The following is a 12,813-nucleotide window of genomic DNA, read 5'->3' on the forward strand; positions in this document are numbered from 1 at the left end:
AAGTTCATACAGATGCTTTTTAAAATATATATGCCTATTTCAATAATAGAGTATAAAAAATAGAGCTGAAATAAATCAGCTCTATTTTCTTTTCATATATATTAAATAATTTATAATATTTCTTTCACTCTTCCAACTGTACCATCTTCTAACATCACTTTTATGCCATGTGGGTGAGTTGCTGAATTTGTTAATATGCGTGATACAACACCTTCAGTTAAATTACCATTGCGTTGGTTTTGTTTTTCAACAACCATCACTTTAGATCCTATCTTTATATCTTTTTTCTGATTACCATTCATTAGACACCTTTTCCTATATTTTTTTATTTGCTTTTCTATCAACAAAATTATCAAAATGATCTTTGATATGGTAGATCGCTTTGGTAATACACATGAAAATTTCTTCTAAACTAAAAGCGTACTATTCTATACTTATGAAATGATTAGTTTCAAAATCACTAAGTTCTAATACTAGAGATTTAATATCAGGTGTTTTGGAGAACAACTACTTAATAGTTTGATTAAATTAATAATAATATTTATTGTTGTAAATATATTTTTGAAGGAACTATTCATAACAGTTCCTTTTTTATTATAATCTCATGCACTAATATGCTTAAATAGTTTAATAAAGTTTTCTTTTGTTTCTTTAGATACTCTAATTTTTTTATTTACTAATGCATTTTTGAATCCACTAGTAACTTTATAATCCTTATCCATAACATGAAATCTGGCTTGATCACTTTTGGTGAATAAATCTTCTATCTCTTTAAAAGTTTCTTCAATGTCTGCTAATTTAAATACTTCAATTCCAAATTTATCCTTATTTTTATCATAAACATATTTCCCAGCTCCATCTGAATCTACAAGCAAAACTGGGGTTTTTGTTATTTTCAATAATTCTTTATGTAAATTTGCTCTTTTTATTCCCTGTATAGGCATAAAATTAATATGATCATACCCTAGTAACTCTTTAAATCCCACAAGATAGTTGTAGTCCGTGATTCCTTCGACAAATATTAATAAATCATCTGGATTTAAAATTATATGTCTATTAACAGTAAGAGCTGTTTTAATTGGCATAATAACATCAACATCATTCTCCTGGTTAACTGTGAATTTATTACACACGATAGAATTTTGATTGATTTTGCTTACAACTCGAAGTTCATCTAAATAATCTGGATCAATTAGAAATGGTGAATGCGTACTCATTATAAATGTAACTCCGTTTTGCATTCCAAATTTTTTTATTTGTTTGCGAAGTTCTATTTGTCCTGCTACATGTAAATTTGTAGCTGGTTCATCCAATAAAACTATATCTCCTTTTTCAATTTTATTATCTGAAAATATATTAAAGAAGAAATCAAAGAACCATCTAAATCCTGTTGATTGACTATCAAGTAGTATGTCCTCTTCATTTTCACTTATCATAAAATACAAATTATCACTTTCAATAGCCAATCTAAAGTGATACTTGTCTTCTGTTTCAAATGAGTAAATTTCATTAAATAGATTCGATAATTTTGTTACTGATTTATTTATCTTTTTTTCATAGTTAGTTAATATATTCTTTCTTTTTTTTCCAAATTCATGAAATTTTTTATAAGCATTCTGAAGTTCTGTATATTGTTCATCTTCCAGCAATTCAAACAACTTAATAAAAAACAGTGGTGTTTGAATAACTCCATTGACAACGGTTGAAACAGTATTATTAGTTGTTATATGATTGCTATCAACATATGAAATTATATTTGGCAGCAATTTAACTCCAAATTGTTCTAATGCTTCATCAGTTGTTTTTTTGTCTATACTAATTTGACTTAACTGTACAAAGTTATCTTCTATATCTGAAATAAACCCTTCAAGTTTTACATTTTCATACTCTAAATTTAAATATGTAACGATGTGTGCGTTTTTTATATATGCATTTAAATTATTTTTTTCAGTTTCAGTAATAAAAACATTTTTCAATATCTTATCTACAATCACCTTTATAGCATTAACATAGCTGATTGCTGAAGAGCTATTTTGTGTAGCTGCTTTTAATACTGGGCTCACCAAATACTCTAAAAATTTTATTGTTTGAGCTTTAAGTTTTTTGTTCGGCTCACAACTTATAGTTTTTGTTCCAATTGTTTTTGAATAAAAAATTTTATTGTCTACAAGTTCTGCTATAAATTTAGTTCTACTTAACTTATCGTGTAATATAAAATCAATAGTCGGCTTTATTTTAGGGTCATATATGTTAAATGGAATATCGTTTGCTACAAATTTTTTAGACTGGAATGCTTTTAAAGCATCTAAAAAGTTGCTCTTCCCCGAATTATTCTCTCCTATAAGCGTTACTAATCCACCATAAGATCCTTCATTATCCATTAAATAGTTTAACTCAAAAGATTCTTTTTGTTCATTTCCTATACTTCTAAAATTACTAATTGTTACTAATCTTTCAATCATTCTTTACATCTCCTTTTTTAACTATTATTTTTATTTGATTTAAGACAAAATTCATCCCCTTTTTGTCTATTAATTCTATTATTCTTTTTGTAAGAATATCATCATCTTTAATTTCCTTGAATAGTTTATCTAAATTACTTTCTTTTTTATCTCCATTTAAATCTATTATATAATTAATAACTTCTATTTTTGATAATGTTTTTTTCTTCATGATGAAATCGAATACTGTTTTAACTTTGTAATCTATTGCTTTGTATTTTTTGTTTTCGTAATCTTCTAAGTATTTGTATAGTGTTGGTCTTGAAAACCCTAGATAATCAGATAATTCAGTAAGTCTAAGTCCAAGTAGTTTAAGCTTATCTCTCATAGTTAACACCTCCTATACATATAAAATATCATAATTTACAATATATGTAAAGTATTTTTACATTTTTTGTAATAATATAAAAAAAGATTAATTTAATATAATCTTTTTATGTATGCTATATTTTACCATTTATATATAGTTTCAACTAAAAATAGTATAATACCTTATGAAACTTTAATCCCCGAATATATTATCCACTGTACCCAACCTCTAACAGTGCTTGCTCTTCTTTCATATACGACTCTATTCTTGCTAGGTAGATTTATTTTTGATATATCCATAAACTCTATAATCTTTTCATTAGATGGAAATTCTTTATATCTATTATAATAGTCAAAGACTAATAAAAAAGGCTTATGCTTAAGAATAAATTCACCTAGCATAACATTTCTCTCTTTTACAGAAAATTTATTGATTTGATAAGCTGCTTTTGTAAGTTGATATAGCTTATTTTCTTTCTCAACCAATCCTAAATATCTTGCAGCGGCTAAATAATATGCTCCTTGTCTAGGAGTGAAATCAAACAGTTCTGCAATATCATTTGCAGTACAATCCTTATCTGATAGGTGGTCCAATATCCCTTTAATTCTAGTAAAGCTATCCGCTTGAGGAAATGGTATACTCATATCTTCATCTATTACTATTAAATTCTCTCTTTTAATGATTTCAAGATTTTTATATCTCAACTTATATGATATGTGCTCTATAAACTTAATTGAATTATAGTCTTTTTCATTTTCAAACTCATACACATAAAAATCATATAGTCCATTCTTATACGTAAAAAAGATTGGAACAATACTTTTATTAACTTTCATTGTCCAAAATCGATATGGGTAATACAGTTGTCTAATGATAAAATCATCTGGATCTGTATTTTTCGCTTCAATTAAAATTAATTTATTCTTGCTTTCATACCCTCCATCAATTTCGATTTGAGGCTTTTTTACATTGATTATTTGTGAAATATTATCACTGCCATGTACTATAAAATCAAAATCATTAGCTCTCATTCTCCCAGAGATAGTTTCATGAAGATCTTCACCAATTAAATTTCGAATCATACCAGACAATAGAGCAACGTTTAATGCATTACTTTCAGAATAAATATTATCTGGATCTATTGATTCTAAATATTCTGGTAAATCAACCTCAACTGGCATTAAATTTGGATCTTTTGGTACTTTTTCGTATAAATTAAATTTACCAATTAAATACTCTCCATTATCAATTGGTAAGATTCCAAGATAATTTTTTCTAAATATTCCCGGTCTACTTCTTCTACTGTCAAATTTCGTCATTAACCTTGGTTCTTTAAACTCTTTTATTTGCTTAGCGGTAATCTTAAAAACTTGATGATTTTTAATTTCATCAAGTATATTATACTTTTCAAATATTTCATTCCAATAATCCGAGACGGTTTTTTTCTCCATAATTTCAATCCTTACTTATTATTAGAACTTCTTTGATCTTTCCTCTACCATCTGCTTTAGAATTTATACTTCTTTTTGCATCAACTAATTCTACTATAAAGTAATCCACATCACTTTTTGCATCATCTATTTTGTTTTTATAAAGATCTTTTATAAATTCCGTATTAGAGTTACTTAATATGACTTTTGCTCCTTTATGCACTAGTCTATCAGCAACACATTTTAATCGTTTTTGCTCTTCTCTATCAAATCCACCTTTTTGATATTGAGTGAATGATGATGTTTTACTTAAAGGATCATATGGGGGATCAAAATATACAAATGATCCTGATTTAGCACCTTTAACAGCTTCTTCAAAGTCTAGAGAAGTAAAATGGATGTTTTTTTCATTAAAGTATTTGCTTATATCTCTTAATAAGTTCTCGTCACATATTTTAGGATTAGTGTATGTTCCATAAGGAACGTTAAATTGGCCCTTAAGATTAACTCTATATAATCCATTAAATCCCACTTTATTCATATAGATGAATCTAGCTGCTTTGGTTGTGTTAGATCTTCTTGAATAACCAGGTTGTCTATCCCAAATTCTTACTGAATAAAAATATTCAGCTGTATTATTCTTTTCGTGAATATTTAATTTATCTATTAAATTATCTATATCATTTCTAATAACTTTATATGTATTTATTAATTCTTCATTCATGTCATTAATATTTGCATTATTTGGAAGCATATGAAAAAACAAAGCTCCTGCACCAACGAAAGGTTCAAAATAGTTTTCTGAACTCTTAGGTAAGTACTTTTCCATTTGTGGTATTAGCTGTCTTTTCCCTCCAACCCATTTTATAAATGGTTTTATATGTGTATTCAAATGCTGTCACTCCTATTTATACTTTTTTTACCAACTATGACTTCTACAGGTTTTACAATAACTTTGAATTCCTTTTGGATTATGTTTTGTAATTCTTTTATCCGAGAATCCAAACTCAGACTCGTCATAAAAAACATGTATTTTCCCATTTTTAACAGAACACTTCGGACAAGATTTTTGTCCCTGATCATTGTAGACTGAAATATTCAGTTTCTTTTTACAATTTAAACAATACATTTATCTTTTCCTTCCCTTACAAATTACTGCTTCAAACTTATAATTTATAACAAATGCTTCTTTAGTCTAAATTCTATCAATAAGATTCTCAAATCTTATATTTAAAATAAAGTAAGACAAATAACATTTGTGACAATTATACTATTTTTATTCTACCATAATACGCTTTAGGTGAATCAATATAATCCTACATTTAATATAGACTTTTTTCTAAAATTTAATTCTCATGTTCTCAGTCATGCCTCTTCAATTTCTATTTGCTCGATAATTTCATCAACAGTTGCGTTGCTCTGAGCAAATAATTCGTTTCTTTCAATAGCTTGGTACATGAGTCTCTCTTTTTCTTTCAAAGCAAGGTAAATCTTTTCATCTATAGAAGGAACATCATACTTGTTAAATAAAATATAATAATTCGTTTTTTGATTAGCATCAATGCCTAATCTATGTATTCTATCTCTAGATTGGAGATACTGCGATAAATTAAAATTTAATTCAACATAAATTGCATCATGACATGCCTTATGTAATGATACAGATTCTGCTAAAGTACTTGCATTTGCAATAAGAATCTTTAATGTTCCGCTATTAAATTCATCTATTATACGATTTCTTTCATCATTTGATGTAATACCATATATAAACTCACTTTTTAAATTTTTGCTATCAAATACAGTTTTTAATTCGTGAATAGTTTTCTTAAATACCGCCCAGATAATAACACTTCTATTATTTTCTAATAGAGATTCTGCTATCTCAACGGTTTTAAGTATTTTTGAACTAAATATAGCTTTATTAGTTGTTAGCTGCAGATTAATATTGCTTTCATCTGAATTTTCAACACCATTATAAAAATCTGATTCATCTTGAATATCGGAATCTAAAGCTCTGGATCCTATTGATCCTAGTAGCATCATTTTAACAATTTTTGAAAGAGATTTATACGATTTACCAAAATAAATATCATTATAAAGTTTTTTCTCATCTAATGTAGTTATAACACTAACTAGTTTATCTTTTTCTGGTGCAGGTATATCTAAATCTTTTTTTGAAACTCTTACATAAAAAGGCTTTATGATAGTATTTATATCTTTATTTTCTAGATTAGTTTTCTTATATTTTTCTTGTGAATCTTTAAGTATATCAGTTGTAAAGCCAAAATATGTTCTTGCATAACTTCCATATAATATGTCAAATAAATTATGAATATCCATATATCCGTTCGGTAGTGGAGTTCCTGTTAAAGCGACTCTATAAATTGAATTGTCAACTATATTTCTACACGCTCTAAAATATATTCCTTCTATTCTTTTAATTCGATGAATTTCATCAAATACGATCATTGTAGATGAGTCAATTAATTTAGACAACATATTACTTATATGCGGTAAAGATTCATAATTTAATAAAATAAGTTTAAACTTATAAAAATCGTTTTCTAGAATTGTAGCTTTATCGTAACTAGTGTCATCACAAGAGTCATAGACCTGAAATTTTTCATAGTCCTGATTTAAAATTTTATATTCATCTTTCCAAGACTTAAAACAATTTATTGGCCCAATGACCAATATTCTAGATAAAATAGGTTTTTTAATAAATCTTAAATAATTAAAAGCGCTTATAATTGATGCTGTTTTCCCAGAACCAGGGACAGAAAAATTCATGGTTCTTTTAAGATTAATAAGATGATACGCAGATATGACTTGAGGATCTCTTAAAGATCTTTTTAAATAATTATTTAAAGTGTTTCTTATTTGTATAAATTCTTCACTATTCGTGAAATTTTTATCGAGTATTCTTTGGCCTTCTTTTGATATTTTATTCATGTCTAGTTTCATCGAATCCAAATAATTTTCAATTCTATTAGAATAAATAAGATTAAATTTATAATTCTTTTTTTTGTTCTCTATAAATTTAATAATTTTTTCAATCTCATCAAAAGAAATACCAGTTTTAAATTCAATAACATATTCAAGATTTAATTCAATGATAGGTTTGAAAACACTTCCCCTAATACCTTCAAATAATTCTCTCAAATCTATATTCGATTTTAAAAACACTTTTTTCTCATCTAAAATATCAATCATAATTATCTTTTCATTGATTGTCTTCATAATATCTAAAATATCTAAATTAGGTAGCAATAAACTTTCCGCAAATTCTATACCATCTCTTGTGATTATTTCAGGATCATCGTTATTCCATATTCGATTAAATGAATTAATTCTATGATTAATTTTATATTTTGAATTCAAAGAATTATCCCAACTAAATGTCGTTTCAAAACTTTCATGATTATACTTTAATGCTGCTCTAGTCTCATTATTAGAGCCAGAAAAAATTATGGTGTTTTCATAATTATCTATTATAACCCCATATTTATCGTGAAATATTCCAAAAGATTTTTGTGCGATTTTAATATCCAACTTCCCGATTTTTATCAAAAAAGAAAGACTTGCTATATTTTCATCAGTTAACATCTTAGAATCAATATTCACTTTTTTATCTTCTTTATTTTTATATCCTTCAAGTATTTTTTTAGCTATATCTTTACTTTTAAGTTCAGAAGAAATTATCAATTGCATACTACCGTTGTTCAATAGCAGTTGTTTAATTCCTTTAGATATATATGCAAAAAGTTTGTCATCAAAATAAGCAGACGCTCTCATATATTTTTTTGCAACTGACATCGTGCTTGTATAAAACTCTAATACATCTTTTTCAGAATCATATACAGGTTTTAAATCTAAATCTTTTAAACTGGTCATGACTTATCTAATACTTTTTTAAGTTCATCATTTTTTTCACCTACTAAATCTAACAATTTAATAATTTGCATTATTTTTTCTTCATGATTAGCATTAACAAATGGTGTTAAATTGATGCTTTCAAGAGATTTTAAAACATCTTTTAAAATTTGAATCGGTTCTTCTGAATTTAATTTTAGTTTAATTTTTCTAATTGTTTTATCAAATAAAGAACGTAACTGCTCCGAAACAATTGAGGTCTTTAAATCCTTTATTCTTTCTAGTGCATCATCATCATCTTTAGGGGCTAATTCTCTTTCAAAATCGTCAATTAATTCGTCGAACTCTTCTTTAAAAATTTGATACTCTTGTGGATCCTTAAAAATCAGTTTTATCATTTTATCTCTAAGCGTTTGTGTTGGTAATTCAAATTTAACACCTGCTAAATATGTAAAATATATCATTTTTCTTTCTTCTATTTCAGTTGCAGAATAAATATTTTTATGTTTGGTTATATAATTATTTAATGGTTCTAAAGTGAAATATATTTTTAAGTCTTCAGCAACACCGTAATCATCTGGTGCTTTAATAAAAACTAAAAAGTTTTTCACAAGTTTAACAGTACCTATCATTTTATTTATATTACTTCTAGATTCATTAAGTATATCTGCCATTTCAGGTATACTAATGTCATCATTACTAATATCATTATAAATGCTTAAAGCTTTATTAAGTGCTTTATAACCAACTTTTTCTTCTTGTCCAAACTGTATTGTTAATTCGAATTTTCTCAAATCTTTTTCTGATATACCAGAATTGCTATCTACGTTTAATATACAAGCCTTAAAGTACTTGTAATCATCTATTTCTGGATTATCCCTATTAAGTTTTCTCAAACAAGTAAATCTTCTGTTCCCATCAATAACTGTTCCATCAATTAAGACAACACCGTTTTCCAACTGTCCATAGTCATTTATGCTTTGTTTTGTAATAGCATTTTTACCTTCATCCGAATTCCAAATTAAATTTTCAATTTCATCATTATATTCTTCTATTTCAAGATCATCAAGATTAAGATCATCTTGCTTCTTAAGTTTAAAAATTTCAGAAAAAATTCTGCCGTTTTTTTGGTTATATTTCAGTAACTCAATAGGTATTTTAAAAACTGGTAAAGTTTTAACAATTTTACCTATCACTATTTTTTTAGTTTCAATTGTCGTTATCACACCAAGTTCAGAGAGATCATTTATACTCTCATCAAAAATTTTAATTCGTTCCATTTAAATATTCCTCCAATTGTTTATCAAAAGTTTTTTTATCTACATAAAAACTACCTTGTGTATCTTGATATACACCATATTCATCAATAAGTTCTCGTAGTATATAACTATTAAAATTTGAAATCCCATATTTTTTTTTCAAAGAAGCTTCTAAATCTAATCGATCAATTTGATTGGCATTTTTGATTTCACTATACACAATGTCTGTTTTTGTTAGACTACCTTTTTTCATCGCTGTACCGTCACCAAGATATGAATATATATTTGTGGAACTCTTAATAATATTTTCTAATAATTGAATATCTTGATTCCTAATGTCCAATTCCGGAAAATTATCAAATACTTCTTTATATTTATCATCATTTAATATATCTATTCCCGTAAATATTTTATCTTCAGGGATTTGTACGATAATTTCATCCCTAAAATGTTGTATGTTTAAAACACCAAATATTTTAGTCATGTTATAATATGAAAAACCTCGACTTTTTATAATATAACATTTTTGAATCATTTTTCTAAACATATATGAATTAATAGCTATTTTACTTTCAATCATACTCTCATCAATAACTTTAGGCATAGCTTTCAACCAAGTAATGAATGCCTCTTCAAAACTTGAATAATTCACTTCAACCAATAGAGTTTTTTCTCGTCTAAGATTCATAGCTTTTAAGTTTTGAACATGGAACATTATATCTAAATAATCATTTTTTAAATTCGATTTTAACCTTTTTCTTAATAAATCTATTTGACTAAAATAGCCATCAAATTCTATCTTTATTAAATTTACTACATTTTCTTCTAGTCTTTCATGAATAACTTCTAAAATTTCACCATTGTTGTATTTGTTTAAACGATCATTCACTATTTTTCTAAGAATATCTTTATCCACACAAGTTTCTACAAATAAAGACTCTACTAATTTTACTTTTGAGATAGGTTCAAATTCTTCAAATTTTTGGATAATATAATCGATTAATTTCAAATCATTTAATTCAATTAAGTCATTATTCCCGAAAATCAGTTTGCTATAATATTTTTCTTTAAAGAAATGTTTCATCACAACAAACAATTCCTTAAAATTTTGAATCTCGTATTTTTTCATAATAACTTTATTACTATTAAATAATTTCTTTGATGTTTGTGGATATTCAAAAAGATTAAGTGCTGTATCCAAAAAATTTAAAAAGCTACTATCAAGTTTTTCTTCATTTACCACTAACAATTCATCATCAGATACCATAAATATTCCGTTTATTTTGGAACATTCTTTAAAAAATTCAATTTTACTTATTGCTTTTAATTTTAAATTCACATTTAGTTTCTTTAAAAAGAATAAAAACTTATCGTAAATTAAGTCATTAATTCTTATTAGGTTTTCACTTTTAACAAATTCTTCTATTAAAACACTTACATCATCATCTATTATCTTATTATTAAATACAATTTTACCCTCACTAGACAGTAATTTCTTGCTTAAATCACTTGCTAACAATTCATGTTCTATTATATAATCAGAACATGTTTTTAAAGGTTTTAAATGATATTTAAGTTCAATATATGCTAATAAATCTTTTTGTGGAAACAAACAAGACTTTTGTTCTTTATTGAATTGAAACATATTTAATAGTCGCTCATACTTTTTTTCATTTCTGCAGATCATAAGTGTCGCTGAAATATCATTAAATCTCATTTTTTCATATATATATATCTTTCTTCCATGAATTTTGTTATCAATAATTTTATTCATGAATATTTCATCATCATCACTAATTTGCTCAAATATTTCATTAAATCTAGGTAAATACATCAAAATTCCCTCTGATGTAACCATAATCAATTTTTTAGCTTCCAATCTATTGATAGACAATAAAAGATCTTCAGATAATTCAAGTTTTACTTCTTTGTATAAATATTGTTGAATAGATATAAGATTAACTGGTTGGTTTTTATAAATATAGTACAATATATCTTTGTCTATGTCACTAATCATCTCAGTAGATAACTGTTGAATTTCAAAATAATTAGTTTTTACTCTTAAAAAATATGTGATTTTTTCAAATATATCTTTCGTAAGTTCAAGTTCTTTCTCAATTATAAAGTAATTATGCGTAATATCTTGAATTTTAGGAAATCTTTCTTTGATTTTGTCTATTATTAATTCATGGATTCCAAATATCATTAAAGCCTTAATTGTTAAATATCGATTTTTTTTAGCTTTTAATACATCCGCATAAACTTGACTGCTATCTGGTGAATAGTTTAAACATCTTTTGATACTATCTTCTAGTTTATGATTTTCATTTAGGCATCTATATAAGCTTAAAACCTTATTATATGGATAATTTGCTTCAAGTAAATTGAACAAGAAAAGTTTTTTATCTGTAATAATGATCATTTTGTTTACCAATGTAACTACCCCCTATAAACGTGTTACTTCTTAATTAAAATTATAACATATAAGTGCTTTTTTATATAATTTCATATATATTTCACTTAATCTATATATCTAAAAAGATTTTTTTATAAATAAATTATAGAGTCAAATAATTCTAATAAAGATATTTATCGAGATGAATACTTGATTCTTATCGATTAACACACCAATATTTTACTAAATACGTGACTTTGATCTGAATACATTATATATTATCTGTACTGAGTTAATATATATACATGCTATCTATTATTTATTTCTATTGCTGTAGTCTTTATTTATCTTATTTTTCCATTCTCCGCTTATTTTTTTACTTGTTCTAAATTCACATAGCGCATCGCTTATAACTTCGTAATTAAGATTAGTTCCTTTACTATCTGCATGATAATTTGCCACTCTATCTTCATTAATCCCAAATCTTGAAGCAACTCCCATTGCATCAATGTTTGCTCCTAAAAAGATAAACTCCCACCCATATTTTTCTTTTTGTCTATCTACCATCATTTTTAAAGTTTCATAAGTGTATTGTCGACTTGCGTTTTCCATACCATCTGTTGTAATTACAAAAATAACCTTTTCTGCTCTTAACTCTTTTGGTGTATATTTTTGAATATTACCAATCTTGTTAATGCTTCTACCTATCGCATCAATTAATGCAGTTGATCCACTTACATAGTAATCTTTTTCATTTAAAGGCTCTATGTCTTTACTATCCACTCTATTATGCAAAACTTTAAATTCATGATTAAACAACACTGTCGATATGATCGCTTGACCGTCTATCTTCTTTTGTTTTTCAATCATACTATTAAAACCACCAATTGTATCTGACTCTAGACCTGACATAGATCCACTACGATCTAAAATAAATACCATTTCAATTAAATCTTTTTTCATTTCATATTACCTCTTTTCTTTTTTATACCTATAGCATATCAGTTATTAAAAAGAAAATGGTCGTTTGAAAAGCGACATTTAA

Annotated in this window: 9 protein-coding genes; all 9 read right to left on the reverse strand. The window is 26.0% G+C overall.

All coding sequences use genetic code 11. The features are described from left to right. Positions 1-110 precede the first annotated feature (110 nt). Positions 111-302 carry a YwbE family protein gene (locus MPAN_RS07945; RefSeq protein ID WP_176239314.1) on the reverse strand — a complete coding sequence of 64 codons (192 nt, stop codon included), beginning with the start codon at positions 300-302 and terminating at the stop codon, positions 111-113. Positions 303-602: 300 nt separating this feature from the next. Next, a complete protein-coding gene (locus MPAN_RS07950; protein WP_176239315.1) occupies positions 603-2,462 on the reverse strand; it encodes an AAA family ATPase in 1,860 nt (619 codons plus the stop codon). Beyond that, positions 2,455-2,829 carry a hypothetical protein gene (locus MPAN_RS07955; protein WP_176239316.1) on the reverse strand — a complete coding sequence of 125 codons (375 nt, stop codon included), beginning with the start codon at positions 2,827-2,829 and terminating at the stop codon, positions 2,455-2,457. The genes MPAN_RS07950 and MPAN_RS07955 overlap by 8 nt, the downstream gene beginning before the upstream one ends. A gap of 164 nt (positions 2,830-2,993) precedes the next feature. Continuing rightward, positions 2,994-4,262, reverse strand: a complete 1,269-nt coding sequence (locus tag MPAN_RS07960; RefSeq protein ID WP_176239317.1) for a type II restriction enzyme — start codon at positions 4,260-4,262, stop codon at positions 2,994-2,996. 4 nt (positions 4,263-4,266) lie between these two features. After that, on the reverse strand, positions 4,267-5,133 hold the full coding sequence (locus MPAN_RS07965) for a DNA adenine methylase (protein ID WP_176239318.1): 867 nt from the start codon (positions 5,131-5,133) through the stop codon (positions 4,267-4,269). Positions 5,134-5,606: 473 nt separating this feature from the next. Next, the gene (locus tag MPAN_RS07970) at positions 5,607-8,135 is read right to left on the reverse strand and encodes an SNF2-related protein (protein WP_176239319.1); all 2,529 of its coding nucleotides are present in this window, start codon (positions 8,133-8,135) and stop codon (positions 5,607-5,609) included. Next, on the reverse strand, positions 8,132-9,394 hold the full coding sequence (locus tag MPAN_RS07975) for a hypothetical protein (RefSeq protein ID WP_176239320.1): 1,263 nt from the start codon (positions 9,392-9,394) through the stop codon (positions 8,132-8,134). Before MPAN_RS07975 ends, MPAN_RS07970 begins: the two co-directional genes overlap by 4 nt. After that, on the reverse strand, positions 9,381-11,807 hold the full coding sequence (locus tag MPAN_RS07980) for a hypothetical protein (protein ID WP_176239321.1): 2,427 nt from the start codon (positions 11,805-11,807) through the stop codon (positions 9,381-9,383). Before MPAN_RS07980 ends, MPAN_RS07975 begins: the two co-directional genes overlap by 14 nt. Positions 11,808-12,083: 276 nt before the next feature. Beyond that, positions 12,084-12,731 carry a vWA domain-containing protein gene (locus MPAN_RS07985; RefSeq protein WP_176239322.1) on the reverse strand — a complete coding sequence of 216 codons (648 nt, stop codon included), beginning with the start codon at positions 12,729-12,731 and terminating at the stop codon, positions 12,084-12,086. Between the last annotated feature and the right edge of the window lie 82 nt (positions 12,732-12,813).

Source organism: Mariniplasma anaerobium (assembly GCF_016865445.1).
GTDB lineage: Bacteria > Bacillota_I > Bacilli_A > Acholeplasmatales > Acholeplasmataceae > Mariniplasma > Mariniplasma anaerobium.